Source organism: Microcoleus sp. Pol12B3 (genome assembly GCF_036701355.1).
In the GTDB taxonomy this organism is placed as follows: domain Bacteria; phylum Cyanobacteriota; class Cyanobacteriia; order Cyanobacteriales; family Microcoleaceae; genus Microcoleus.
In genome coordinates, this window is the sequence record NZ_JAUBQS010000004.1 from 172232 (window position 1) to 197902 (window position 25671).

The 25671-nt window shown below is 45.1% G+C and carries 23 protein-coding genes; 11 read left to right on the forward strand and 12 right to left on the reverse strand.

Annotated elements, in window-relative coordinates; all coding sequences use genetic code 11:
* Nucleotides 1-255 precede the first annotated feature (255 nt).
* Complete coding sequence (locus QUA53_RS03480; RefSeq protein WP_333095051.1) at nucleotides 256-1413, reverse strand: DegT/DnrJ/EryC1/StrS family aminotransferase; 1158 nt, start codon at nucleotides 1411-1413, stop codon at nucleotides 256-258.
* Between the two features lie 127 nt (nucleotides 1414-1540).
* On the opposite strand from QUA53_RS03480, the gene QUA53_RS03485 reads away from it, so the two are divergent.
* Nucleotides 1541-2320: an ABC transporter permease gene (locus QUA53_RS03485; RefSeq protein ID WP_333095050.1), complete on the forward strand. Its 780-nt coding sequence runs from the start codon at nucleotides 1541-1543 to the stop codon at nucleotides 2318-2320.
* A gap of 187 nt (nucleotides 2321-2507) precedes the next feature.
* Nucleotides 2508-3146: a Uma2 family endonuclease gene (locus QUA53_RS03490; RefSeq protein ID WP_333095049.1), complete on the forward strand. Its 639-nt coding sequence runs from the start codon at nucleotides 2508-2510 to the stop codon at nucleotides 3144-3146.
* Nucleotides 3147-3205: 59 nt separating this feature from the next.
* Here the strand turns inward: QUA53_RS03490 and QUA53_RS03495 are convergent, their stop codons facing one another.
* The 5 genes from QUA53_RS03495 to QUA53_RS03515 form a co-directional block, all read right to left on the reverse strand.
* Nucleotides 3206-5095, reverse strand: coding sequence for a hypothetical protein (locus QUA53_RS03495; protein ID WP_333095048.1), 1890 nt, complete (start codon nucleotides 5093-5095; stop codon nucleotides 3206-3208).
* A gap of 159 nt (nucleotides 5096-5254) precedes the next feature.
* Entirely contained in the window at nucleotides 5255-5929 is a 675-nt protein-coding gene (locus QUA53_RS03500; RefSeq protein ID WP_333095047.1) for a nitroreductase family protein, read from the reverse strand.
* 165 nt (nucleotides 5930-6094) lie between these two features.
* Nucleotides 6095-7081, reverse strand: a complete 987-nt coding sequence (locus QUA53_RS03505; protein WP_333041052.1) for a GntR family transcriptional regulator — start codon at nucleotides 7079-7081, stop codon at nucleotides 6095-6097.
* A 209-nt stretch (nucleotides 7082-7290) separates the two neighbouring features.
* The gene (locus tag QUA53_RS03510; RefSeq protein WP_333248674.1) at nucleotides 7291-8853 is read right to left on the reverse strand and encodes an adenylate/guanylate cyclase domain-containing protein; all 1563 of its coding nucleotides are present in this window, start codon (nucleotides 8851-8853) and stop codon (nucleotides 7291-7293) included.
* A 180-nt stretch (nucleotides 8854-9033) separates the two neighbouring features.
* The gene (locus tag QUA53_RS03515) at nucleotides 9034-10422 is read right to left on the reverse strand and encodes an aminopeptidase P family protein (RefSeq protein ID WP_333095045.1); all 1389 of its coding nucleotides are present in this window, start codon (nucleotides 10420-10422) and stop codon (nucleotides 9034-9036) included.
* A 395-nt stretch (nucleotides 10423-10817) separates the two neighbouring features.
* Here QUA53_RS03515 and QUA53_RS03520 point away from each other — a divergent pair, with 395 nt between their 5' ends.
* A complete protein-coding gene (locus tag QUA53_RS03520; RefSeq protein ID WP_333095044.1) occupies nucleotides 10818-11261 on the forward strand; it encodes a DUF4332 domain-containing protein in 444 nt (147 codons plus the stop codon).
* A gap of 15 nt (nucleotides 11262-11276) precedes the next feature.
* On the forward strand, nucleotides 11277-11636 hold the full coding sequence (locus QUA53_RS03525; RefSeq protein WP_333095043.1) for a Spx/MgsR family RNA polymerase-binding regulatory protein: 360 nt from the start codon (nucleotides 11277-11279) through the stop codon (nucleotides 11634-11636).
* 2 nt (nucleotides 11637-11638) lie between these two features.
* Here the strand turns inward: QUA53_RS03525 and QUA53_RS03530 are convergent, their stop codons facing one another.
* The 3 genes from QUA53_RS03530 to QUA53_RS03540 all read right to left on the reverse strand — a co-directional run bounded on the left by QUA53_RS03530 (nucleotide 11639) and on the right by QUA53_RS03540 (nucleotide 14477).
* The gene (locus QUA53_RS03530; protein ID WP_333095041.1) at nucleotides 11639-12055 is read right to left on the reverse strand and encodes a GNAT family N-acetyltransferase; all 417 of its coding nucleotides are present in this window, start codon (nucleotides 12053-12055) and stop codon (nucleotides 11639-11641) included.
* Between the two features lie 105 nt (nucleotides 12056-12160).
* The gene (locus tag QUA53_RS03535; RefSeq protein WP_333095038.1) at nucleotides 12161-12760 is read right to left on the reverse strand and encodes a Uma2 family endonuclease; all 600 of its coding nucleotides are present in this window, start codon (nucleotides 12758-12760) and stop codon (nucleotides 12161-12163) included.
* A 145-nt stretch (nucleotides 12761-12905) separates the two neighbouring features.
* Nucleotides 12906-14477 carry an NAD(P)H-quinone oxidoreductase subunit N gene (locus QUA53_RS03540; RefSeq protein WP_333095208.1) on the reverse strand — a complete coding sequence of 524 codons (1572 nt, stop codon included), beginning with the start codon at nucleotides 14475-14477 and terminating at the stop codon, nucleotides 12906-12908.
* Between the two features lie 223 nt (nucleotides 14478-14700).
* Between QUA53_RS03540 and QUA53_RS03545 the strand changes: the two genes are divergently transcribed.
* From QUA53_RS03545 to QUA53_RS03575, 7 genes are all read left to right on the forward strand, one after another.
* Entirely contained in the window at nucleotides 14701-15573 is an 873-nt protein-coding gene (locus tag QUA53_RS03545; RefSeq protein ID WP_333095036.1) for a hypothetical protein, read from the forward strand.
* A 201-nt stretch (nucleotides 15574-15774) separates the two neighbouring features.
* Nucleotides 15775-16017, forward strand: coding sequence for a GrpB family protein (locus QUA53_RS03550; protein WP_333095035.1), 243 nt, complete (start codon nucleotides 15775-15777; stop codon nucleotides 16015-16017).
* Nucleotides 16014-16259, forward strand: a complete 246-nt coding sequence (locus QUA53_RS03555) for a hypothetical protein (RefSeq protein ID WP_333095033.1) — start codon at nucleotides 16014-16016, stop codon at nucleotides 16257-16259. Before QUA53_RS03550 ends, QUA53_RS03555 begins: the two co-directional genes overlap by 4 nt.
* 5 nt (nucleotides 16260-16264) lie before the next feature.
* Nucleotides 16265-17257 carry an ABC transporter substrate-binding protein gene (locus QUA53_RS03560; protein WP_333095032.1) on the forward strand — a complete coding sequence of 331 codons (993 nt, stop codon included), beginning with the start codon at nucleotides 16265-16267 and terminating at the stop codon, nucleotides 17255-17257.
* On the forward strand, nucleotides 17254-18246 hold the full coding sequence (locus QUA53_RS03565; protein ID WP_333095031.1) for an ABC transporter substrate-binding protein: 993 nt from the start codon (nucleotides 17254-17256) through the stop codon (nucleotides 18244-18246). Before QUA53_RS03560 ends, QUA53_RS03565 begins: the two co-directional genes overlap by 4 nt.
* Nucleotides 18243-20339, forward strand: a complete 2097-nt coding sequence (locus QUA53_RS03570; protein ID WP_333095029.1) for a SpoIIE family protein phosphatase — start codon at nucleotides 18243-18245, stop codon at nucleotides 20337-20339. Before QUA53_RS03565 ends, QUA53_RS03570 begins: the two co-directional genes overlap by 4 nt.
* Nucleotides 20340-20456: 117 nt before the next feature.
* Nucleotides 20457-20591 carry a helix-turn-helix domain-containing protein gene (locus QUA53_RS03575; protein ID WP_333095207.1) on the forward strand — a complete coding sequence of 45 codons (135 nt, stop codon included), beginning with the start codon at nucleotides 20457-20459 and terminating at the stop codon, nucleotides 20589-20591.
* A 67-nt stretch (nucleotides 20592-20658) separates the two neighbouring features.
* Here the strand turns inward: QUA53_RS03575 and QUA53_RS03580 are convergent, their stop codons facing one another.
* The 3 genes from QUA53_RS03580 to QUA53_RS03590 form a co-directional block, all read right to left on the reverse strand.
* A complete protein-coding gene (locus QUA53_RS03580) occupies nucleotides 20659-21672 on the reverse strand; it encodes a poly(ethylene terephthalate) hydrolase family protein (protein ID WP_333095028.1) in 1014 nt (337 codons plus the stop codon).
* Nucleotides 21673-21896: 224 nt separating this feature from the next.
* The gene (locus tag QUA53_RS03585; RefSeq protein ID WP_333095027.1) at nucleotides 21897-23273 is read right to left on the reverse strand and encodes a response regulator; all 1377 of its coding nucleotides are present in this window, start codon (nucleotides 23271-23273) and stop codon (nucleotides 21897-21899) included.
* On the reverse strand, nucleotides 23270-25671 hold a 2402-nt coding region (locus tag QUA53_RS03590), incomplete at its 5' end, for a PAS domain S-box protein (RefSeq protein ID WP_333095026.1). The genes QUA53_RS03590 and QUA53_RS03585, both read right to left, overlap by 4 nt.

The following is a 25671-nucleotide window of genomic DNA, read 5'->3' on the forward strand; positions in this document are numbered from 1 at the left end:
TCTTCCCTCTTCCTTCTTCCTTCTTCATCATTGACCGATCGCATTTCAAGTTTTAGGCGAGCGGAAAATGCACCCGTTCGAGGCGGATTGCTAGCCTAAATTTGTTTCTTTTCATTAAATATAGTACATAAAAGTACAAGTGATCGGTCAAAATACTTAACAGCTCTCCCTGAACCCTGCACATTCTCACAGCACTGCAACCCTGCAATTCTTTTCTCCTCCTGCATTTCCCTCGCTGATGCCATCGCGCCAAAGCTACCGGATGCGATCGGCCTTTGCCAAGCAATCTTTCAGCCCATAAATCGTCCGCTCTTGTTGATCCCTCGACAGTTCCGGGAACATCGGCAAAGACAAGACTTCGCGACAAACTTGCTCAGCCTTTGGCAACTGACCTGCTTGATAACCCAAAGATTTGTAAACAGGTTGCAGGTGCAAAGGTAACGGATAGTAAACCATCGAACCGATGCCGCATTCCTGCAACTGAGCTCGCATCCAATCTCGAAAATCGCCAGAGGGATTTTGCGCCTCTTCTGGACTTGTCAGCCGGATCGTGTATTGATTCCAAACTCCTTTTGCTTCCGGCAATTCTTTGGGGACGGCAACTCCGGGCACGCGGGAGAGAAATTCGCTGTAAAGTGCCGCTTTCTCCTGCCGCTGCGCGTTCCAACTGTCGAGATACCGCAATTTAATGCTGAGAATCACCGCTTGCAGGGCATCTAAACGGCTGTTGTACCCGATTTCTTCGTAGAAATATCTAGAAGACTGTCCGTGTTCTTTGAGCACTCGCATCGAAGCTGCGAGGGCAGGATCGTTTGTCGTCACCGCGCCACCGTCACCGCAAGCGCCTAAATTTTTGGTTGGATAAAAACTGAAGCAGCCGACATGGCCGATGCTGCCGACTTTTCGAGACTGCCACTCGGCCCCGACAGATTGGGCGCAATCTTCAATTACGGCTAAATTGTGCCGAGTCGCAATTTCCATCAGCCGAGTCATGTCTACCGGTTGGCCGAAGATGTGCACTGGCATAATTGCCTTGGTTTTGTCGGTAATTGCCGCCTCCAGGAGTTCGACATCCAGATTAAAAGTCTCGCTGTCAATATCGACAAATACTGGAGTTGCACCGACGGCGCTAATTGTCTCAGCCGAAGCAAAAAAGGTAAAAGGAGTGGTAATGACTTCATCGCCGGGGCCAATTTTGAGAGCACGCAAAGCCAAAATCAGGGCATCGGTGCCGGAGTTGCAGCCAACACACTCGGAAACTCCAGTGTAATCGGCGAACTCTCGTTCAAAACTCTTCACGGCCGGGCCGCCTACGTAGCCGCCAGAGGCAAGCACTTTTTGCACCGCAGCGGTTATCTCGTCGCCAATCTGCGCGTATTGGCGGGTTAAGTCGAGGGGGGGAACATTATTCACTCTTCACACCATAAATTTCAAGCATTATCAAAGCAAATTCTTGCAGCAAAACTGTTTCTCAGAAACCTTTATTGCAATATCTTATATTTGGACAGGCAAACAATCACATTATCGAAAGGGTGGGCCGGTGTTAATTCTGCTAGATTTTACAGATTTGGGTTGGGCTTTGGGGATGGTGGCGATCGCGATCGGGCTTTCGGCGTGGCAGGGATTGGGGCTGGAGGGGGCGATCGCGATCGCCGCGGGGCGCACCCTAATCCAGCTAATTTTAGTCGGATACGTGCTCGCAGTCGTATTTGACCCCGAGGGAAAAAATCCTTGGCTGGTTTTAGCAGTTTTAGCAATCATGCTGACAACAGCTAGCATGGTTGCCAGCAACCGCATCAGCAAAAAAATCAAGAACTTACTGCCCTTAGTTTGGGGTTCAATTTTTATCAGTACGGCTTTGACTCTCGCCTATACAAACTTGCTAATTTTGCAACCTGACCCTTGGTACGAACCGCAATACCTGATTCCCTTAGCGGGTATGATTTTGGGCAATGCCATGAACTCCGGGGCGATCGCCGGCGAAAGACTGGTGAGTACAGTTAATAGCAGCCAGTTAGAAATAGAAACCCATTTAAGTTTAGGTTCGACGCCGCAGCAAGCAGTCAAACAATACCGCAAAGATGCGATCAAAGCTGGATTAATCCCGCTCTTAAATACAATGACGGTGGTAGGAATCGTAACTTTACCCGGAATGATGACAGGTCAAATGCTGAGCGGTGTCAGTCCTCTCGATGCAGCATCTTACCAGATTTTAATTATGTTTGTGTTAGCGCTGGCAACTATAATCGCAACTCTGCTGTTGACTGAGGGATTGTCCCGGAAGTTTTTCAATCAAGACGCACAATTGATCAAATGGTAATTGTTAATTGGTAATTGGGCATTGGGCATTGATAATTGGGCATTGATAATTGGTAATATAATGTAGGTAGGAACTTGCATTGAGCCTTATTTTATTGAACAGGCTTTCCGGCCTGTTCCACACAGAGTGAGTTATCTTGTGGGGTGAGAAGAATAGCCCGCCCCAGTCATCACTAAGGAGAATAGCCATGATTCAAATAGCAACTAAACCGCTAACTTTTGAAGAATTTGCGGAATGGAAGCCCGAAAATGCACGTTATGAACTGCACAATGGAGAGATTGTTGAAATGTCACAGCCATTAGGAAACCATGAAGAAGTTATCGGTTTTTTAGCCTCTGAGTTAACTGCTGAGTTTAGAAAGGTAAAACTTCCGTACTTCATCCCCAAACAAGCATTAGTTAAGCCACTAGAAAACGAATCAGCTTATTCGCCCGATATTCCGATATTAAATCGCCCCAACTTAGCGTCAGAACCTATGTGGAAAAAATTCTCAACCGTGACTCAAGGCGCATCAATTCCGCTGGTTATTGAAGTAGTTAGCACGAATTGGCAAGATGACTACATCAAAAAAGTAGGCGAATACGAACTAATCGGGATTCCTGAATATTGGATTGTGGATTATCTCGGGTTGGGCGGCCGCAGGTTTATTGGCAATCCCAAACAACCAACGATATCTGTTTATCAGTTGGTTGACGGCGAGTATGAGGTGAGTTTGTTTCGGGGAAATGATAGGATTGAGTCACCAGCTTTTCCAGAGTTGAATTTGACGGCGAAACAAGTTTTTCAAGCTGGATTGACTGCGGGTGAAATTGCTGGGGATGCGTGAGTGTAAATATTGCGATCGTTCAGACAGATTTTTCGCCCTCACGCACCCTACAACTACAACTACTTCGGTTCGTGACTCCCAATCCGCTTGCCTTCGCCATCGTACACCTGCATCGGGATTTTGGCGTTTTCGGCGATCGCCTCCAAAGCTTTTTGCAATGTTTGAACGTGCTTTTCTACAGCTTGGCGAGTCTTCACAGCATTGTTGTTGTTTGCTTGGATGAAGGTTTGTTGCAGTTTCTGCACGTAACCTGGAGTCATCTGCACCGCAATCAAATCTTTGCTAACAGTATAGTCGCAAATCTTTGGGTTGCCTTTGCAAGTTTTATCTAAATCGGTGCGGGCTTTTTGCAGGTTTCTTTCTTCCTGCAACCTTACTTCTGCTTGCTGCAAGGAAGTTTTGTAGGAAGCGATCAGCGGTTGGGCTTTCTGGGAATAGGAAGTTGCCGCCGGCACTTGCTCCGCGTAACTCAAAGCTCTCCGCCAGGATTCAGATGCTTTAAACCAGGCGTTTTTGCCTTCAAAAATTTGAGCTTCCGCTGCTAAAGTCACAGCTTGAGTATACGCATTTTCCGAAATTCCTTCGACATTTTTGCGCTCGCGAGCTTCTGAAAGTTTGGTTTCGTATTTGGGAACTAGCAGTTTAGCTTGTTGGTAAGATGTCGTGCTCGTGGGAATTGCTGATAGGATGTCGAGGGATTCTTCCCAACCTGATTGCACTTGAGCCCAAGTCTCGGCTGTCTGAGCTACTGCTTCGCGAGCTTCTGCTATTTGGGCTGTACTTTTGGCGGCGAGCAGCGTTTTTTCGGCTTGTTTCTCTGTGCTTAACTGCCGATTTCCAGTTGCTAAATTTTTCCGGTATTCTTTTGACTTTTTCTGAGCAAATGTATAAACTGGGCTGTCTGGGGGGATTTCTCCGAGTTCGGCGATCGCACTTTGCCACAGAGCTTGCGCTTCCTGACCGTCCTCGGCAGAGTAAGGCGGATTTTGGGTTTTCTTGGCTGCTAACTGTGCGAGGCGCGCTGCATCGATCGCAGAGTTTAAATTCTGATTTTGCTTCCGGTAGCTTTCCAGAGCGCTTTGAGCTTCACCGCGATGAATTGACCAAGAGGGAATCGGTTCCAAAAGGGCGATCGCCTGTTTTAACTGTCGCTGCGCTTCTTGGGGGCTGTTGGCAACTTTTGAGGTTTTCAGCGTCTTCGTCGAATTCTCGCTCAACTGTTTGGCATTAGCTAATGCAGTACATTCTCCGATGACGCAGGGGCGGCTCAGCATATAATAACCGCCTGCCAAAATTAGCGCCGCCATGCTGACCATTCCTGCTGCAGCCAGTATCGCCAACGGTGAATGTTTGGGTTTTTGGGCAACTGTTACCGCTTCCATATCCAGCGGATTGAAGGGATTGTCTGCAATATCTGTGGGTATGGCAGCTACTTTAAAGGCGATCGGAGCGGAATTGCTGGAACTCTCAGACAAATTGGGGAAATATTCTTCATCCCACGCATCTTTCCCATCGGTTTCTAACGGTATCTCCTCCTCTACATCCGCCATATGGTCGGCATTTTCTGTTAAGACTATCCCGGTTTCTGCTGCGGGAATATTCTCTGTTTTTTTGAACAACTGCACTGTTTTTGGTCTTGACAAAACAGGGTTGTGCATGGTAAAAGAATGGAAAGCATAAGGCTGTTTTTGCCCGGTAATTTTTAGGCAAAGTCCAATCTGTTGAATAGATTCTGGTTCTATTTCGAGAATTGCTGCTTCTAGCACCGCAAAAGTCGGTTTGGCTTTGAGAACTAAACTGCGCGGGTGTTCTCCCACAACAGTTAAAGATTCATCTCGAAAATCACAACTAATATAAAGCGGTAAGTTTTTAAATCCGGCAGCTTGCAAGTGTTGCTGCAATTTTATTTCGAGAATTTGGGCGTTGCTTTGTCGCGTTGCTACTGTCATATTTTCTCCTCTGTCTTATCTCACCACTTTCGATTTTAGATTTTGAATTTTAGATTTTAGATTGCAGAACTGTCGGGATTTTTGATTGGTTTGAACTTTGGCATCGATTCATTCCAAGCCTTAACTCTTAAAATTCAAGTTGCAACAAAATCTTAACTCTCAAATCTCAGCTTGCAAAGCCTGCCCATAACTTTCGCTGTAATAAACTTGAGTGACCTCAAAACGTCCGCCATATTGTTTGAAAGGTTCTGCTGCATAACCAAGTGGCAGCAAACAGCAAACATCTACTTCTTCGGGAATTTGAAAGGCTTCTTTCACCTTAGCGCTGACAAAACCTTCCATCGGACAACTGTCTACCCCAAAACTTTTAGCTGCAATCATTAAGTGGGCTACTGCGAGCATTGTATGCCTGTTTGTCCAAGCTTCTAGGGAGTCGAAGCAGGGACGGTTCTCGAACAATTGCGGGATTGCTTGTCGCATATAACCGGCTAAATTCTCATTCATTGCCCCTGTGGCTTTGCCCAATTCGATGACGGCTTCGGTGTTTTTGGATCCGGCGGCGCGTCGATCGCCACAACAGATTAATACTACTGGGGCTTCTACCACTTGGCGCTGATCGAAGGCGCAAGCTTTTAATTTTTGTTTGCTGGCTGGGTCTTGAAGTACGATAAACCGCCAAGGCTGCAAATTGTAACCAGAGGGCGATCGCACTCCCAACCGCAAAATCTCTGCCAATATTGCTGGGGGAATCGGATCTGGTTTGAAGCTGCGGGCGGCGCGGCGGCTTTCGATCGCCGTTTTAACATTAATTGAAGGTTGGATTTCAATTGTCATAGATAATTGGTAATTGGTAATTGGGCATTGGGCATTGGGCATTGGCCAAACAGGGAATTGGGATTGGGGCATTGGGCATTGGGATTGGTAACTTAAAAAAGTTGAATTGTTTTTCTTCCTTCTTCCTTCTTCCCTCTTCCTTCTTCCTTCTTCCTTCTTCCTTCGTCACCCCAAGCCCAACTCGCGCTTGAGCAAATTAATCGACTTAGATCCGATGTAATTTTCGGAGCATATCAGTTGCGGGGGACGAATAATATCTTCTCTAGCCGCATTGATGGCAGCTTTTACTGTAGCAAAACTCGGTTGGTCGCAAAAAATTGTTCTGGCCGATCGCACGATCGAGTTAATCTTGTACTCGTCCGACACCAAGGCCGTCATCACCAGTAAATCCTCTCCCCGGATGCTGTGGATGATGACTTCGGTCGATCGCAGCATTCCCGGACTCAGGCTGACGAGACCCAAATAACTGTCTTTCGGCAAACCCCCCACTAACTGGATTTCCTGGCTGTAGTCGTAGATGTCTACGGGAATAACTCGCACCGAACGCGGTGCCGAAATCGATTCTGCTTCTCCGATAAAATATCGACTCGTGATCACAGTTCCCGAAGAAATTTGATCCAAAAAAGTACCTAGCTGTTCCATCGGGACTAACTGTATGGGAATGCGAAGAGCTTGTTCGAGTTCTTTCGCCATCAGTTCACCCACGCCGATGTCTTCTGTAGGGGCTGTGACGACCACGCGGGCGCTGCACCTGAGCCGCCAGTCAATTTCGGCCAAAAATAATTCCCTCGCTTGGTTGAGCGTACAGCCCTGTTCCAGCAGTTTATCGATACTTCCTTGCACTATTTTGTTGGCAAGGGGATATTCTTCGAGGATCGGAGATTTGTGTTTGTTGCCTACAACTTCGTTGCCTTGAGCGCGGACGTAAATGCCGGATCCTGCTTGCGCTTCTACGAGTCCGGTATTTTCGAGCTGGCGGTATACTTTGCTGATGGTGTTGCGGTGCAAACCTGTCTGCATGGCTAGCTGTCTGGTGCTGGGCAAGCGGTGTCCGGGCGGAAATTGTCGCGAGGCGATCGCGAACCTGATTTGATTGAATAGTTGGGTGGATGCTGGAATATCGCTATCTGTTTGAATATGAAATTGAACCATTATTAAAGGCTCCGACGACTTCAACTTAGTATTTTTATAACGTCGAGTACCGCGCCTAGGATTGCTCCGATATCTCTGTCTATAGCATAATCTTATTTGGTTGATCTGCAGCAGCCGTTCTGCCACAGGGCGATCGCGCCGAAGAGGCGATTAATCGCAGCCTCCGGAGTTTCCCTCAACAATCAGGTACTTTCCAGTCTTAGTTTTATTTACTCTGAGATTTTGAGCTCGCTTGCTATTTTTCTACCCATCAGCAAATAAGTCTGCATTTCCCCTTTACCTTTAATCTCGATCTCGCCACGATCTTCAAATTCATATTTATCCTGGAGCAGCTCATAAGTATAGTGGCTGACTTGAATGCGACCTGTTATGCCGTGAGATTCCATGCGGCTGGCTGTATTCACCGCATTTCCCCACAAATCGTAAATGAATTTTTTAGTGCCGATTACCCCCGCTACCACCGGCCCGCTATTAATACCGATGCGGAGGTCAAATTTCGCGTCTAGCTTCACATTTAATTCCTTAATTGCTGCTAGCATATCCAGCGCCATTTCGGCGATCGCCTCTGCGTGGTCTGGACGTTCAATGGGAATACCGGCTGCGACCATGTAAGCATCCCCGATCGTCTTGATTTTTTCTAAGCCGTGCTTCTCACTCAGTTGGTCAAAAGCTGAGAAAATTTCATTCAGTAAGTATACTAATTTAGTAGCGGACATAGTAGTAGAAATCTGGGTAAAATTCACCAAGTCTGCAAAAAGAATTGTTGCTTTTTCAAACTTGTCTGCAATCACCCCCGGTTTAGACTTCAACCTGTGGGCGATCGGTTCTGGCAAAATATTTAGCAGTAAACTTTCAGTTTTTTTCTGTTCTTTCCTGAGTGCAGATTCCATCTGCCTGCGCTTAGTTATGTCATGAAAAAACACAGAAATGCCGTCGTGAGAAGGAAAAACCCGGACTTCCAGCCACACTTCTAAGGGACGATAATATTTTTCAAAAGCCACTCCAATTTGTTTGGCTACAGCTTCATGATACTCTTTATAAAAATCAGAATTCACGAATTCGGGAAACTCTTCCCAAAAATTTTTACCGTAAAGTTCTTCCTGCGAGCGCTTCAAAAATTGCGATCCTTTGTAATTGACGTAAGTAAATCGCCACTGCGTGTCAAAAGCAAAAAAAGCATCGCTCATTCCTTCTAAAAAATTGACAATTTGCTCGTCTGTAGAACGGAGTTTTTCTTCTACTTGTTGGTTCTTGATCTGTGCGCGCTTTAATTTAGTCAGATTGATTCGCAACTCCATGTGGTTGATAATTTGCCGTCCTAAAGTCCGCAGCGCTTCTAGCTGTTGTGGGGTGAGATTACGAGGAATTGTATCTATCGCGCACAAAGTGCCGATCGGATAACCGTCAGGAGTTACTAGCGGCGCGCCAGCATAAAACCGAATATTTGGATTGGAAGTTACTAGCGGATTGGCGGCAAAGCGATCGTCATCTAAAGCATTGGGTACAACTAGCAATTGGTTGGGATTTAAAATAGCGTGGGCGCAAAAAGCTGACTCTCTCGGAGTTTCGGGCGCTTCCAGACCGACTTTTGATTTAAACCACTGTCTGTTAGAATCTATTAAGCTTACTAAAGCAATAGGAGTGCCGCAAATATACGAGGCTAAAGCTGTGAGATCGTCAAAAGCTGCTTCGGCCTCTGTATCTAGAATGTCGTAGCGATGAAGTGCTTCTAGCCTCTCTTCTTCGTTGCTGGGCAAAGGTGCAGCTTGCATCGGAGGTCGCGAGGATATAGGTTTACGAACCATGCGTGGAAGTATGAGTGCTGCGAATTTTCTGACTTGCGAGACCACTTTTTTAACTAATATCAAAAGATTTCTTGACCAACCTTTATTCATCTTTATCTTTTTTCACACCTGATGGAACTGCGTATGTGCGATCGAACTCGGCTCTACTTACGTATTTACCGCAACTAACTCCTCAATCTCCGGAGCTTTTGTGGGCAATTCGCCTGTCAATACTTCTCTACCCTTTTCGCTGACAAGTATATCATCTTCTATGCGTATCCCCCGCACATCTGCAAATTTTTCCAACTCCTCCCAGTTAACAAAATCTTCATATTTGGCACGGTTTTCTGGGTTATTTAAGATGGCCGGAACTTGATAAAATCCCGGTTCGATCGATACCAGCATTCCCGGACGCAAAACTCTATTCAGCCGCAAAAATCCCAACCCAAACCGACTGCTTCTGGTTCTTCCTTCTTCATAGCCAGCCAAATCTCCTAAATCTTCCATATCGTGAACATCCAAACCGATTAAATGTCCGATACCGTGTACAAAAAATAGCGCGTGAGCATCCATTTCCACCAAATCTTCAACATTGCCCCGCAAGATTCCCAAATCAACCAATCCTTCTGCCATAATTCGAGCAGCTAACAGATGAATGTCTTGATATTCCACCCCCGGACTAACTTTATCAATACAAGCATCGTGTGCTGCCAAAACTACATCATAAATTGCTCTTTGAGTCGGAGAAAACTTGCCAGAAACCGGCCAAGTGCGAGTCACATCAGCCGCCCATCCCGTGGATGTTTCCGCACCGACATCTGCTAACAACAAGTCTCCGGCTTGTAGGGGATTGTGATAATGTTCGCTGTGCAGCACTTCTCCATGCACAGTCACGATACTAGGATAGGCATAGGTCATATTTTTGGAGATGATGACACTTTCCATTGCAGCGCGCACCCCTGCTTCAATTTGAGCATTTCGAGTGGCCACCATTCCCGCTTTGTGAGCTTCTACGGTGACAGCCGCAGCTTGACGCAATTGGGCCAAACTGGCTGCATCGTGGCTCAGGCGCAGAGATACGATCGCCTGAGTTAATTCTAGGTCGATTCCGGTTGGCGAGTTGGGCGGTGCCAGAGGGCGATCTAGAATTTGAGACTGTTGCAACTGAGTCCAAGAATCCTGAATAGCGATCGTTCCTGCATTGATCGATCGGGCTTTCAATTCGGCCATTGGGAAAGCAGCATCAGCCCCAATTAGTTCGGCAATTTCTGCTCTTTTCGGCATTTCTCCGTGCCAAAGAGTGCTGCTAGCAGGTGCGTCATCTAAGAACAATTCTAATTTCCCCGACTCTAAGCGAATGGCAGCATTTTCTAAGGGCAAACCAGCAAAATATAGAAAGTGACTGCTGGCACGAAAGGGATAAGTAAGTGCCGGATAATTGCGAGGAATGCTGCGCCCCGACCATAAAATTACCGGAAAATTAATTAAATTAGCCAGTTTTTGCCGCCGTTGGTGTAGAGTATTAGTTAACAAATCATAACCTTCTGTAATTTTCATGGGTAGAAACCGATAAGTTTGAGTTGGGTTTGCAGTCAGGGGAAGTTTTTGCATTCTCAGCATTAAAGCACTAAAATTCAGACTGCAAACTTGTCAGACATTTTTGAGAAAACTCTCATTTTTATCTGATTTTTTGCTATCATTTATAGGCTGTCTTTTCTATAGTCTTTGTCGTCATCGCCGGGATGATTGGGTTAAGCAGTAAGCCTGAACCACAGTCAGGAAAAACAGGCTAAAAGTGCTACTTTGCAGGCAATTAGCAGAAATGTCACAACATCCGCAATTAGTCAAATTCCTTGGTCGGGTTTTTGTTGATTGGGTGACGCGATCGATCGCCTCTATTGACTGTTTGATATTTTAGACTTTAAAGTATAAGTAAAGTTCACTGAAAAAACATGAAAATTTCTCACAAAGTTCCTCAAACTTCAGCGCAAGTACGCGATTGGCCGATCGCACACTTACCGGGATTGAGCAAGGAAAACCAATCTCAACTGGAAGAGTGCAGCATCACCACAACCGGACAACTAATTCGCATGACGAAAACACCGGCTGCGAAAATGTTGCTAGCCCATCAATTACAGATTAACATTCAATATGTTAATAAATGGGTAGCGATGGCAAATTTGGCTCGAATTCCAAGTGTAGGGTGTCAGTATTGCGGGCTGTTACTGCACGCGGGCGTTGCTTCGCCGGCTCAATTGGCTGAAATGCCCGTGGAGAGATTACACCAACAAGTTTTAAGGCTGCACGTAGCGACAATGCAGCGCAATGACTTGACTCCTTCAGTCGATCGCGTGCAAAAATGGGTTCAACAAGCTAGATTAGTCAGTAGTCATTAGTTAGTAGTCATTATTATGTCAATTCAAGTTTACGGAATCCCGAACTGCGGAACCTGCAAAAAAGCTTTCCACTGGCTCAAAGATAGCGATGTGAATTACGAGTTCATTAACACCAAAGAACAGCCGCCGACTCGCGAAACAATTCAAAACTGGGTAGCTGCTTTGGGTTTTCAACCCATGCGAAATACTTCCGGTCAATCTTACCGCGCTTTGGGCGATGACAAGAAAAATTGGACTAGCGAACAGTGGGTAGAGGCTTTTGCAAAGGATGCGATGCTGCTGAAACGTCCTCTTTTCGTTAAAGATGGAACGGCTGTTTTAGTAGGTTTCAAAGAAGATGTAATTCGAGAAAAATTGGGGATTTCAAGGGGCTGAGTTCAGCCTGTTGTTCGCCGCATAAACTTCATTTCGCCCACATCATCTGTGAAACCCCAACGCTCGTAAAACGGCATCATGTTCGGCAAACAATTAAGAGCGAAACTCTCCACTGCTTGCAGTTCGCGATGATTTAACACTGCATCCATCAACACCTTACCCAGTCCACATTTTCTGTGTGTCGGCTTGACAATCACATCAAAAATCATGGCTCTGTAGACAAAATCGGTAATGACTCGGGTAAAGCCAATTAGCCGATCGCACTCATCGACCAAACCAATGGTAACATCAGTAGAAGCCAGCATTTTCAGAACATCCTCCCGCCTCCGCTTGTCGCTCCAAAACTCGTTTTTATACAAATCCATCAAGTCGGAAACCTGGTTTTCGGTAAAAGTTTCGACAATTCGGTAGTTATCCATATCTTCCCTCATAAAAATTAGAAGACTAAAGTCCTTACCACCAACCAAATTATTATTATTTTACTGTTACCAAGCTAGACATTGCATCACCCCACAGCATGAATTTTATTGCTGCACTTCTGTTTCCGGGCTTTCAAATACAACCAGCTCATAAATATCGAGCATCGACATTTGCACTTCCACTGAAGCGAAGGAAACTATTGCTGATTCCCCCTCATATTCCCGAAACAACAATTCATTTGATTCGGTTTTAATATATTGTGCGACTAAAAACTCAGATTGATTGACTAACACATATTCACGGAATTCAGGGATCGATCGATAAAACCGAAACTTATCCTCCCGATCGAAATCCTTGGTAGACTTAGAAAGCACTTGCACAATCAGCACAGGATTGAGTATTTCATCTTTCCGTCCCTCTGTGCAAACTAATTCTCCTTCAACTACCATCACATCTGGATAAGTCCCGCGTCGATACCGAGGAATCCACAACCGCAAATCGCTCGTAAATGGTCGGGCATTCTTTCCCCGCAAAGCAGATTTTAAGAACGCATAAATATTACCGATTATCTGGGTGTGATTAATACTGACACCACTCCTTTGTACAATTTCTCCATCGCGGTATTCATTTCTAAACTCAGCAGTTTCCTCTAACTCCCGGTACTCATCTGGAGTATAAAACTTTGCCTTACTTTGTACTAACATTGTTGCCTCTGTACTAACTTTTATCTGCGTTAATCTGGTGGCTACATCTGCGGTTAAAAATCCTAATTAACAGTATATCACAACAAAAAAAAACGCCCAACTTCAAAGAGTCAGGCGTTTTCCACTATTTCAAAACCAGGAAAAATCAATCCCGGCGAGACACCAAATTCGATTCGATTTTCGCACCCACAACAGGTTGCACATGACTCAATGCCGACTGCAACATGGGAGTTTTGGTAATAGCATCATTTGCCAAATTAAACAAAGGATTCGATAAAATTCCCGCCAAAGTTGTCGCAACCAAAGTGAGTACAACGCTGACTTGCAAAGGCCGCATTCCCTGAAGGTTCCAGCGAACTTCGGGATAATTTTTTACCGCGTCTGACATTTCTTGAGGTTCTTTTACTACCATCATCTTGACAACGCGGATGTAGTAGTAAATCGAAACTACGCTGGTAACTAATCCCAGAATAACTAAGCCGTAAAGTCCTGCTTGCCAGCCGGCCCAGAACAGATAGATTTTGCCGAAAAATCCAGCCAGGGGCGGAATTCCACCGAGAGAAAGCAGGCAAATACTTAAGGCTAAAGTTAACAGCGGGTCTTTTTGGTACAAACCTGAGTATTCGCTAATTTGGTCGGTTCCAGTCCGCAGCGAGAACAAGATGATGCAGGCGAAAGCACCCAAGTTCATAAACAGGTAAACCAACAGATAAAATATCATGCTGGAGTAACCGGCTTCTGTTCCTGCAATCAAACCCAGCATTACAAAACCGGCTTGGGCGATCGACGAATAAGCCAAAAGCCGCTTCATGCTAGTCTGGGCGAGGGCAACCACATTTCCTAACACCATGCTGAGAATGGCTAAGGCCGTGAACACGAAGTGCCACTGTTCGGTAAGTGCGGGGAAAGCACTTGTTAACAAGCGGATTGCTAGGGCAAAACCGGCTGCTTTGGAACCGACAGAAAGGAAGGCAACAACGGGTGTAGGAGAACCTTCGTAAACGTCAGGAGTCCATTGGTGGAAGGGAACCGCAGAGATTTTGAAGGCGATTCCGGCGATCGCAAAAACCAAAGCAATCACCAAACCGAGAGATTGACCTTCATTCACGGTAGAAAGGTTAGCCGCGATCGCACTTAACTTCGTTTCGCCGCCAGACAACCCGTACAGCAGCGAAATCCCGTAGAGAAACACCGCCGAAGAAGAAGCCCCAATTAACAAATATTTCAAAGCAGCTTCATTGGAACGCGGGTCGCGTTTTGTGTAACCTGTCAGCAAATAAGACGAGATACTCAGAGTTTCCAACGAAATAAAAATCATCACCAATTCATCAGCGCCGCTGAGGAACATTCCCCCCAAAGTAGCGCTAAGCAAAATGCCGATGAATTCCGCTAAAGCAGTACCAGTTTGCAGTACATAGCGGACGGATATCAAAATAGTGACAGCCGCACTCAAAGCGATAATTCCGCGAAACACTAAACTCAAGGCATCGCTGTTAAAACCGCCCAGAAACGAGATGGTATCCGTGTTATCCCACTGCAAACACAAGGCAGCGACGGCGGCCAGCAAACCCGCAACGGCAACGTAGGGAGTCCAACCCGAGGAACTGCGGCCTACGATTAAATCGCCGACGAGAACCACCAAGAGGGTGATGATGACAATTCCCTCTGGCAAGATAGTTCCAGCATTTAGCTGGGCAGCAAGAGTAGCAAAATCCATATTTTCAGGCAGGTTGGGTAGTACAAGCCGCAAAGGCTGTAATGGGCTGTGAACTTGTAAAAATTCTTTACCAAACACAGATTGTATCGCGGAAGCTCCCTCATGCTCTCTGCGTTGCGAGTGCGAGCTTTTGTATTACAATATAATACAAAAAAGTAGGTTCGCAGTTGCGCGTTGACTCGCCGGCTGCGGGCAACTGCGAACCAGTTTTAATGTGCCGCTTATGCCATCGACAGAATTCGATCGCCCCGAACTTACAGCCCGCGCCGTCGCAGCATCGGTGTCTGTTGCCTCTGCAGCCGACATTCGGGTAAACGACCCCCACGTGCTTGCTGACACCTATTCCGTGCGAGTTCACCTGAAACCTGCACCCATTGTGGCTCGGATCGCTACCCTAACCCCCGTACTGCGATCGCCAGTCGAGTCTTGGTTGGCCCGCGAACTCTCTGTCGTCGCCTTTCTGGCTGCCAAAGGCGCTCCTGTAGTCCCTCCCAGCGATTTTTTACCCCCGGTTCCCCACCATTGCGACGGTTTGACGATGAGCTTCTGGCGCTACTTTGAACCAATCTCTGATGCTTTGCCCGATGGGGCGACAGTCGGACGAATGCAAGCTGAACTGCACGCGGTTCTGCGGGATTACCCGGGCGATTACCCGCTGCTGGCGCCGCCCCTCAACGATATTCCGCGCGGGCTCGAAAGGCTCGAAAAGCTTGGCAATATTCTGCCGAAAAGTGACCTGACGCTGCTGCAAACAACTTACCATCGCCTGCTTGGGGAGTTAAGCAATTCAGTCAGCGTGTTGCAGCCGCTGCACGGAGATGCCCATGCCTTAAATTTAATTCCAACTGCGAAAGGATTGCTGTGGAACGATTTTGAGGACACTTGCACCGGTTCTATCGCCTGGGACTTGATTAACCTCGACGATGAGGGGATGGCCGCTTATCCGAATGCGCCCGACTTTGCCACTCTGGAACCGTACCGTAAAATGCGACAGCTACACGCGATCGTTTGGGTATACGCGATATCGCCCGAGTTACCCGACTGGATCGCAACTGCTAAAACCATGCTCGATAACTTGCACGTACTTAACTCCTAATCATCTTTATTGTGGAACAGGCCCGAAAGCCTGTTCCTGAATATGCTGCCACTTTAAAAACCCCGATTCAAATTGAGTTTTGGTAAAAACTATTTCGCTTTGAAATTTTATCTTTTATATTTTAGAGTTTCTGGTGAGCCGATAGAGCTGATAAAATAGTAACTGTCGTGCCAAATAATATTTAGCTAACAGGTAAATATTATGTCTTTGCCTAACTTTAAAAACTTCCGAAAAGTAGAAGTATTTCCCCACGATCTAGGATGGCGAATTACCTTCCTTAAAGAGTCAAAACAGATTGCATTAGCAATGGGAGAAAAGGCGGTCACCGTTCACCATATCGGTAGCACAGCGATACCGAGCATTTATGCAAAACCGATTATTGATTTCTTAATTGAGGTCAAAGACTTTGCTAAAGTAGAAAGTTCAACCAGTAATTCGGCATGACTGACTCGCTAAGTGCCTACAAACAGGAGATTCTCAATGACTGCAACAACCCTCCAGGCTACGAGAATGAATTGCACAAACAAGCTGCAACTCGGTTAGTAGAAGTGGCAAAAGTGCGATCGGGCAAGCTTGTTCTAGATATAGCCACCGGAACAGGTTTAGCGGCGATTGCGGACGATGCACTTAGGTCGATCGGGTTCAAGAAAATATCAGTCGCCTTTTCTACACCAGGAATGCTCTAGCTAGTATGTCTAAACTACTCAATTACATCTGTATATTAATTATTATCGGCTGGTTGCTGTTTGCTTGTCATTCCCCGGAATCTCTAAAAGTAAAACGTCCTCCCCTAAAAGTATCTTGTGTCCCTTTTGTTGGCTATACACCTCTAATCATTGCTCAAGAGAAAGGATTCTTCAAAGCGCAAGGGGTAGACGTGGAACTCAGCTATGTAGACTACTCACAATTGCAAGACGCGGATTTCAGTGCAGGGAAGTATGATGCGATCGGATTGACTTTGGGGGATTTGGTGATCTTGAGCGCCACCAATCCTGATATGCAAGCTGTGATGGTTTTGGATGAATCGACAGGTGCAGATGTGGTAGTCGCGCAATCGGAGATTAAAACAATCCCTAACTTGAAAGGAAAAAAGCTTGGTGCAAATCTAGGCAGCTTTAGCGAGGTTTTCGTTACTGAAATGTTGAAAGCCTCTCAACTGACGAGCGATGATGTTAGCCTGGTTAAAGTCGAGCCTTTAGAAGTTCCCAATCGCTTACAAAACAATGCTATCCAAGCAGGACACACTTGGGAACCTTATCTTTCTGAAGCATTAAACTTAGGGGCGCATATCCTGTTTACAAGCAAGCAAACCCCTGGCTTAATTTTAGATTTGGTCGCGTTTCGGGGTGAGGCGATACGCGATCGCCCCGAAGATATTCGCGCCTTTGTGCGAGGCTGGCTTCAAGGCTTGTCATATTGGGAAGCAAATATTCCCGAAGGAAACGCGATCGTGAGCAAAGCGTTGAATATTCCCATCAAGACAATCTCTTTCAAGGGAATAGACCTCACTAACCTTGCAGAAAATCAAAAGTTATTTCAATCAGACAGTCCTAATTATATCTACAAAACCGCCAATAAATATGCAGATTTTTTTATTAGCGCTGGCAATGTGACGCGCCTTCCTAATCTTGAAACATTGTTCAATTCTTCTTTCTTAACCCCCCCTCATAGTCTGAAACCATGAAGCGCTCCTTTTTCAACAGCATCTTTATTATTATTACCTGCGGGCTGCTGTTTGCTTGTCATTCTCCGGAATCTCTAAAAGTAAAAACTCCTCCCCTGAAAGTAAGTTTTATCTCTTTTGTTGGCCATATGCCTGGCATCATTGCTCAAGAGAAAGGATTCTTCAAAGCGCAAGGGATAGACGTGGAACTGAGCTATGTAGACTACTTACAATTGCAACAAGCAGATTTCAGTGCAGGGAAGTATGATGGGATCGGATTAACCTTGGGAGATTTTATGATCTTGAGTGCCACAAATCCTGATATCCAAGCTGTGATGGTTGTGGATGAATCGACTGGTGCAGATGTCGTAGTCGCGCAATCGGACATTAAAAGAATTCTTAACTTGAAAGGAAAAAAGCTTGGTGCAAATCTAGGCGGCTTTAGCGAAGTCTTCGTTACTGAGATGTTGAAAATCTCTAAGCTGACGAGCGATGATGTTAGGCTGGTTAAAGTTGATGGTTTAGAAGTTCCCCAGCGCTTACAAAACAATGCTATCCAAGCAGGGCACACTTGGGAACCGCATATTTCGGAAGCATTAAAAATAGGGGCAAAAATTTTGTTTACAAGCAAGCAAACCCCAGGCTTAATTTTGGATTTGATCGCGTTTCGGGGTGAGGCGATACGCGATCGCCCCGAAGATATTCGCGCCTTTGTGCGAGGCTGGTTTCAAGCCTTGTCATATTGGGAAGCCAATATTCCCGAAGGAAACGCGCTCGTGAGCAAAGCGTTGAATATTCCCAGCAAGACAATCTCTTTCGAGGGAATAGACCTCACTGACTTTGCCGAAAATCAAAAGTTCTTTCAATCAGACAGTCCTAATTATATCTACAAAACTGCCAAGAAATATGCGGACTTTTTTATTCGCGCTGGCAATGTGACGCGCCTTCCCAATCTAGAAAAATTGTTCAATTCTTCTTTCTTAACCCCCCCTCCTAGTCTGAAACCATGAAGCGTTCCTTTTTCAACAGCATTCGTACAAAGTTAATCGTGTCGTTTCTCCTCGTTGCTCTAATTCCATTGCTGTTGTTAGCATTTATCGACAAAAATACAACTGAAAAGGCATTGACCGACAACGCACGACAATCCCTATTTGCGGCAGCTAACGAAACTGTTTACAGAATAGATGGGTTTATCGATGGGAATCTCAGTGCCGTGCGCGTAGAAGCGATTTTACCAGGTTTGGCCGCCTATCTGGGCCTACCTCCAGAACGGCGAAATGGTAGTCCCCAAGAGATGTTAGCGACTGAAACCTTAACCCGGCTCAGTCGCAAAGATATGCTTAATATTATCTCCTATGCCTTGCTCAACTTAAAGGGACGGAATGTACTCGATACGAATACACCGGATGTCGGACGAGATGAATCCGGCCAAGATTACTTCCAAGAACCGCTCAAAACTCAACTACCTTTTGTTTCTAGTATTAGGCAATCGACGACAATTCCCAACCTCGCTACGCTTTTTTTTAGCAGTCCTGTTCGCGATGCGAAGGGAAATATATTGGGTGTATTGCGAGTCACATACAATGCCACATCTGTCCAGCAGTTGGTGACTCGGGAAACTGAACGCGCAGGTGCGAAATCCTTAGCAGTTCTTTTAGATGATCACTATATTCATCTGGCACATAGCACTACACCTGAACTCCTTTTCAAATCAATTGTGCCTTTGTCACCCAATGTTGTAGCGAAACTCCAACGCGAAGGGCGTTTGCCTAAGACTATAACGAAAGAATTTGCAATCAATTTGCCCGACCTCAAGCAAGCTTTAGACACTAAGCAGCCCTATCTAACCACACGATTGGCAGCTAGGGGTAATAATGAGTTGAGCCTGTTAGCGATCGCCCGCCTGAAATATAAACCTTGGTCAGTTCTTTTCGCACAACCCATTGCCGTTGCGCTAGCACCTGTAGAAAAACAAATACGTGATGCACTTATTTTATTAGCAATCATCGCCACAATTGTAACTATCATCGCTTTGGCGATCGCACAACTATTAACAAAGCCTGTGATTAACCTAACCCAAGCGGTTGCCCAGTTTACGGCAGGTAAGTTAGACATCCGTGTGAAGATGCGATCGCGAGACGAAATCGGTCTGCTGGCACGATCGTTCAACAGTATGGCGAGGCAAATCCAAGAATCCTTTGAAACCCTCGAAGACAAAGTTAAAGAACGAACAGCAGAACTCGCTCATGCTAATCAAGAAATCATTAGCCTCAACGAAAAACTCAAAGTAGACAACCTCCGCTTAGGTGCAGAATTAAATGTGGCGCGTCAGATCCAGCAAATGATTTTGCCTAACCCTGAGGAACTGGAAATTGACGGACTAGATATCGCCGGATACATGGAACCCGCTGATGAAGTAGGAGGTGACTACTACGACGTGCTACAGATCGATGGTGTTGTCACACTGGCGATCGGTGATGTCACCGGACATGGCCTCGAAAGCGGCATTCTGATGCTGATGGCGCAAACCTCAGTTCGCACCCTGCAAGAAATTCGTGAACTAGACCCCGTTCGATTCTTGGATGTACTCAACCGTACCCTCTACAAAAACGTACAGCGCATGAATTCTGAGAAAAGTCTGACGCTGGCGATTTTGAGCTACTCCGAAGGACTCATTAGCATCAGCGGTCAGCATGAAGAAACGCTAGTTGTGCGAAAAAATGGAGATGTTGAGCGCATCGATACGATGGAGTTAGGCTTCCCCATCGCTTTAGATGATGATATCGCAGACTTCATCAGTCACGTCCTGATTGAGCTAGAACCTGGAGATGGCGTGGTGCTTTATACTGATGGGATTCCAGAAGCCTATAACATCCGCAAAAAGCAGTATGGACTGAAGCAATTGTGTCAAGTAATTAGTCAAAATTGGCACAAGTCTGCAGCAGGAGTTAAGGATGCGGTGATTGTAGATGTGCGGCAACATATTGGTAAGCAGAAAGTGTTTGATGATATTACGTTGCTAGTCTTTAAGCGGCAGGCTGACGTTACTGAAAAGGGAAATTTAGTTAAAAATATCATTTCCCAAACAGAACTGCTACAATGAAGAACAAAGTTTGAGGAATACTTTATGAAAGTAAACTACCCAGAAAGAATTGATTTAACAGCAGAGGAGTTAAAAATAATTCTGTCCGAGTAGCGAACTCTACCTAATAAACAAAAAATTCAGGCACTTGATTGGTTAAAAACTGGAGCGAGTCAAAGCCTTACAGATGTAGCTGAACGTTTAGATGTACATAGAATTACTGTACATAGATGGTTAAAAAAATATAGTGCTCGCGGTCTGTCAGATAAGTGATGCCCAATAATAAAACTGTACGCACACTATCTATTAGCCTTAATCTATCTTACGTTTTTTTAGGTAGCTACTTAGAAGATGGTTTGGAAACTGTAACGGTGGTAACGCGGACATTCGGATCGAGGGCGTCACCTTGAGAGTAAATATAATCAAATGCCGATCGATCTTTAAGCATATGTGCCCGCAAAAACAGGGCGCTCCAACGGGCGATCGTTTCAATACCCACGGCTTGCTCTAAGGTAGCAGTATTGCGATCGGGGTTCGCACCCGCAGGGTTATTAACATTAGTGATGCTAAAGTGATTTGCACCCATAACAGCGATCAAAGCTTTGGGTGGTGTTTGAATTTGCTCAAAAGTGCTTTGAGATCGATCGGGCAGGGCGACACCATCGATAGATCCTTGAATCAACCCCACTGCAATGCCATCATTAGCGATGGGTACAAATTCATTAGCAATGGGATTCCGCAAGTTAGCCCCAAAAAATGCACCCGCTAATAGTTCTTTCGGGCGCGTAAATGGCTCTTGACACAAATACAATTCTGGGAGGCATTTATTAGCAATCACAGATAACCCCACTGCACCACCAAAAGAATGACCCAATAAACCAAGGCGCTGCGTATCGATAACAGACGAAATAGGAGATGTGGGGTTTGTGTTTTCGATCGCCATTTGCGACAAAACCGCCGCAATTTGCGAAGTTTCCGACGCCAAATTAGGCGGTAAAGTGGGATTGAAGGGCGAAGGGCGCAAATGGTTCGGAACGACTACCACAAAGCCGTACCGCGCCACGTGGCTAGCGTAATCTGAATAAAATGATTTATCTACAAGCGCACCTTGCAATAAAAGTACAATGGGGAAAGAGTAATTACCTGAATTAAGATCGGATGGTTTAGGATAATAAATGTCAGCTAAATCGTTATTAGCAGATATCATCGTACTGTAAAAGCTGGTTTCTTTAAATGGCGGTGCATAACCGATTGTTGTGGCAAAGACTTTGCTACCAAGGACAACAAACGCAGCAATTGCACAAACAATTGCTAGGGTTTTTGCCGAAAAAAAATGAGGGTGGAAATTCATCATTATTATTGTGGGTTTGAGAGTGCGTGCATAAGCTATGCAAAAAAACAAGTCGGTGACCGTTGGCAATTTAAGGAGCGTTGCCGGAAAATATTTCGGACTCTGTGGCTAAGAGTATGAACTTGTGATTAATATAAATTTGTCTCAAAATTACAAATACACTGACTCATAAATAAACAAGATTCCTGATTTTACACCATGTTTGACTACTTTTATTTTAGTGTGGCTTATAACCCGCCTAAATCTTCTTCATAAAAATATTTTTTAAAGTGGTGAATCGGAATTTCGATTACCAATGTCGCCCCTTGAGCAGGTCTCGAAACACAACGAAGTTGCCCGCCGTGCTCGTCCACTACAATAGCATAGCTGATCGATAATCCCAAACCCTTTCCTTGGCCCACTTGCTTCGTTGTAAAAAAGGGTTCAAAAATGCGTTGTTGAATCTCTTCTTTTATGCCCGGCCCATTATCAGTAATATAAATACCCACTTGAAAATCGGAGAGTAACTTCGTGCAAATAGTAATAGTAGGGATGTGGCTGTTATTATCGGCCTCTTTTTCCCAACTTTTTTGTGACTGCAACGCCTCAATCGCATTAGTCAGGATGTTCATAAAAACCTGATTTATTTGCCCCGCATAACATTCTATCTTTGGCAGCTCCTCATACTCTTTTACAACTTTAATTATCGTTTGGTCTGCTTCATCTTTCAGCCGATGCTGCAAAATCATCAGCGTACTTTCAATTCCTTCATGAATATCCACCGCTTTTAACTCAGCTTCATCGAGTCGGGAAAAATTCCGTAGCGAGTGCACGATTTCTCCGATTCGGTCAGCTCCTATTCTCATAGAAGCAATTAGCTTCGGCAAGTCCTTCCTGAGAAAAGTGAAATCGATTGCCTCCAGTTGTTCCTGGATAGCGGCTGTGGGATTAGGAAAATCTTGTTCGTAGAGTTGCACCAGCCTCAGCAAATCTTCAGTGTACTCGGTTATGGGGCAGAGGTTCCCTTTAATGAAGCTAATCGGATTGTTAATTTCGTGAGCTACCCCTGCTACGACATTCCCTAAACTTGACATTTTCTCGCTTTGGATGAGTTGAGCTTGTGCCTTTTGTAACTGTTGTAGAGCCAGCTCTAGTTGTTGGGATTTCTTCCGCTCTTTAGCCTCGGACTCCTGCAATCTTGCATTTTGATCGTGCAATTTTTTTTGCAAACGTTGAATAGTTAGTTGATTTTCAACACGAGCTAAAACTTCTTCTAAATGAAATGGCTTGGTGATGTAGTCTACTCCTCCCACAGCAAATGCTTTGACTTTATCTAATACTTGATCTAGGGCGCTCAAAAAAATAACTGGGATACCCGAAGTTCTGCTATCCGCTTTTAGGTGTTGGCAAACTTCATACCCATTCATCTGGGGCATCGTGATGTCCAGCAAAATCAAATCTGGCGGGGTTGAACGCGCTGCTTTTAATGCCATTGCCCCGTTTATTACGCCCCGAACTTTATATCCTTTGTCGCTCAACATAATGGATAAAAGACGCAGGTTGTCGGGGGTATCATCAACTACTAAAAGATTGGCAACATGAGATTCTAATTGCTGGCTGTTCATGGAAGAATTTTTTCTATTAAAGCAGTAATTTTATCAAATCGAAAATCATGAATCCAATCGGTGAGAACCTCCGCAGAAGAAGTATCGGATTCAGGGATTGTGGCGACTAAACTTAAAATCAGGTGGGCATCAGCATCGATAGATCCTCGATCTAACTTTCTCAACCACTCCGCAGGCATTTTTGCCAAAGTTGCCTTTAAATTTTCTGTTTTTTCTTCTTCTTTTACACTCAAGTCTTGACCCCCAAGCTGAGATAATGTAACGTTCGGTAAATCTTCATAGATATACTGTACCCCTAAATGTTCAGCCATTTTGGCAAAAATAACTTCTTCTTGGAAAGGCTTGCTTACAAAATCGTCACAGCCTGATGATAAAACAACGGCTCGCTCTTCCTCAAAAGCGCTAGCGGTCAACGCAACAATCGGGGTAGCCTCATCTTTAATCTTGGCTTTAATTTGTCTGGTAGCCTCATACCCGTCTATCACAGGCATTTGCATATCCATCCAAATTAGGTGAGGTTTCCAAGTTTCCCAGATTCTAATAGCTTCTTGACCATTTACTGCTTCGCGCACCTCCAAGCCAAGCGGTTGGAGAAGATGAACCAATAGCAAACGGCTCTCCCATTTATCATCAACCACCAAGATGCGATATGAGGGTTGATTGGGTTCTAAACCAATTACCCGCTTTCTTGATTGTCGAGGTTGAACTTTAGCCATCTCAGGGGAGCTAATTTGGATATCAAAACTAAAAATTGTTCCTCGATTCAAGGTACTGCTGACGGTAATGTCTCCTCCCATCAGTTGTACGAATTGTCGGCTGATGGGTAAACCCAACCCAGTTCCTTCTTGAGATTTCCGACCCGCGTCCGTTTGTACAAAAGGCTCAAATAAAGAATCTACATCAGTAGGAGCAATACCGTGACCCGTGTCTTCCACTTCAAACGTAATAATCCGTGGTTCGTTGTCTTTTGGGGACTTTTGTTTCTCACTAATTGCTGCAACTCGAAGTGTGACACTTCCCTTCGTAGTAAACTTGATCGCATTTCCTAGCAGATTAATTAAGACTTGACGCAATTTGCTTTCGTCAGTTTTTACATACTGAGGAATATTAGAATTAATGTGCCAACTGAGCTGTAAATCTTTAGAATCAGCTTTGAGTTTGAGCATTTCTTCTAGAGAATGGAGCAAGTGATACAGGTCAAAGCTAGTAGGATTTAATGTAATCCGACCTGCCTCGATTTTAGACATTTCCAGAACGTCATTAATCAGCGTCAGCAAATGCTCGCCAGAACGACTAATGATGGCGATCTGTTCCTGCTGTATGTGAGAAAGGGATGGGTCGCGTCCCAGCACTTGGGTAAAGCCGAGAATTGCATTGAGGGGAGTTCGCAATTCGTGACTCATTTTTGATAAAAATTCGCTTTTAGCCTTGTTAGCCGCATCTGCAACTTCTTTGGCTTGTTGTAAGGCTGCCTCTGCTTTTTTGTCCTCCGTAATATCGCTGGCTGTGCCAGTTATTCCTAGAATATTTCCCTCGGAATCCCGCACTACAAGTGAATTAAACCGGAGATTGATAGGTCTGCTGTCTTTAGCTAATTGTATGGTTTCATACTGAAATACGGACTCTCCATTCAACATACGTTGGAATATCTCGTTATCTTTGGGAAGTTGTTCAGGTATTTGAAACTCACTGAATTTTCGCCCTATCATTTCTTCACGGCTGTAGCCAAAAATCTGTTGGACGGCAGCGTTGACGAAGGTATAACGCCCTTCAACATCAACTGACCAAATCATATCCTGCGATGTTTCAACTAAGTCACGGTATTTAGCCTCGCTTTCTTTTAGCGCTTCTTCTACCCTTTGACGATCGGTAATGTCGTTAGTGACTAAGAGAATACACGCTTCTCCACCCAGCTCAATAATATCTGCTGATACCAGCATCTTCCTCACCTCGCCTGAAGAAGTACGACAATCAAATTCCTGATTGCGAACCACTCCTGATTCTTGCAATAGCTGTTTGTATCTGTCACTTTCTTCTAAATTAAGCCAAAGATTCAACTCAATTGCTGTAAAACCAATTACCTGTTCGCGAGAGTAATTAAAAGTGCTGAGGAAACTGTCGTTCACTTCAATGTAGCGTCCATCTGCAAACCGGGCGATCGCGATCGGGTTAGGACTGGAACGAAAGGCTTTAGAAAACTTTTCCTCCGACTTGCCCAAGGCTATTTCTGTCTGCATTCTGACAGCCATTTCCTGTTCCAATTCTTGCGTTCTTTCTATAACCTTACGTTCCAGCGTTCGCGAGTATTCCCCTAATTGATCGTAAAGTTGAGCATTCTCAATAGAAATAGCAATTTGGGCAGATAACAGTTTTAACAATTCTAGGCGATCGGTAGTAA

Excerpts from the sequence above, each read along its gene's own strand:
- QUA53_RS03565 (WP_333095031.1), top strand. The coding sequence starts at position 17,254 with ATGAAGCGCTCCTTTTTCAACAGCATCTTTATTATTATTACCTGCGGG.
- QUA53_RS03515 (WP_333095045.1), bottom strand. The coding sequence starts at position 10,422 with ATGAAAATTACAGAAGGTTATGATTTGTTAACTAATACTCTACACCAA.
- QUA53_RS03570 (WP_333095029.1), top strand. The coding sequence starts at position 18,243 with ATGAAGCGTTCCTTTTTCAACAGCATTCGTACAAAGTTAATCGTGTCG.
- QUA53_RS03505 (WP_333041052.1), bottom strand. The coding sequence starts at position 7,081 with ATGGTTCAATTTCATATTCAAACAGATAGCGATATTCCAGCATCCACC.
- QUA53_RS03530 (WP_333095041.1), bottom strand. The coding sequence starts at position 12,055 with ATGGATAACTACCGAATTGTCGAAACTTTTACCGAAAACCAGGTTTCC.
- QUA53_RS03550 (WP_333095035.1), top strand. The coding sequence starts at position 15,775 with ATGTCTTTGCCTAACTTTAAAAACTTCCGAAAAGTAGAAGTATTTCCC.
- QUA53_RS03545 (WP_333095036.1), top strand. The coding sequence starts at position 14,701 with ATGCCATCGACAGAATTCGATCGCCCCGAACTTACAGCCCGCGCCGTC.
- QUA53_RS03580 (WP_333095028.1), bottom strand. The coding sequence starts at position 21,672 with ATGATGAATTTCCACCCTCATTTTTTTTCGGCAAAAACCCTAGCAATT.
- QUA53_RS03540 (WP_333095208.1), bottom strand. The coding sequence starts at position 14,477 with ATGGATTTTGCTACTCTTGCTGCCCAGCTAAATGCTGGAACTATCTTG.
- QUA53_RS03495 (WP_333095048.1), bottom strand. The coding sequence starts at position 5,095 with ATGACAGTAGCAACGCGACAAAGCAACGCCCAAATTCTCGAAATAAAA.
- QUA53_RS03500 (WP_333095047.1), bottom strand. The coding sequence starts at position 5,929 with ATGACAATTGAAATCCAACCTTCAATTAATGTTAAAACGGCGATCGAA.
- QUA53_RS03510 (WP_333248674.1), bottom strand. The coding sequence starts at position 8,853 with ATGCAAGCTGCACCTTTGCCCAGCAACGAAGAAGAGAGGCTAGAAGCA.
- QUA53_RS03585 (WP_333095027.1), bottom strand. The coding sequence starts at position 23,273 with ATGAACAGCCAGCAATTAGAATCTCATGTTGCCAATCTTTTAGTAGTT.
- QUA53_RS03535 (WP_333095038.1), bottom strand. The coding sequence starts at position 12,760 with ATGTTAGTACAAAGTAAGGCAAAGTTTTATACTCCAGATGAGTACCGG.
- QUA53_RS03525 (WP_333095043.1), top strand. The coding sequence starts at position 11,277 with ATGTCAATTCAAGTTTACGGAATCCCGAACTGCGGAACCTGCAAAAAA.
- QUA53_RS03490 (WP_333095049.1), top strand. The coding sequence starts at position 2,508 with ATGATTCAAATAGCAACTAAACCGCTAACTTTTGAAGAATTTGCGGAA.
- QUA53_RS03555 (WP_333095033.1), top strand. The coding sequence starts at position 16,014 with ATGACTGACTCGCTAAGTGCCTACAAACAGGAGATTCTCAATGACTGC.
- QUA53_RS03560 (WP_333095032.1), top strand. The coding sequence starts at position 16,265 with ATGTCTAAACTACTCAATTACATCTGTATATTAATTATTATCGGCTGG.
- QUA53_RS03520 (WP_333095044.1), top strand. The coding sequence starts at position 10,818 with ATGAAAATTTCTCACAAAGTTCCTCAAACTTCAGCGCAAGTACGCGAT.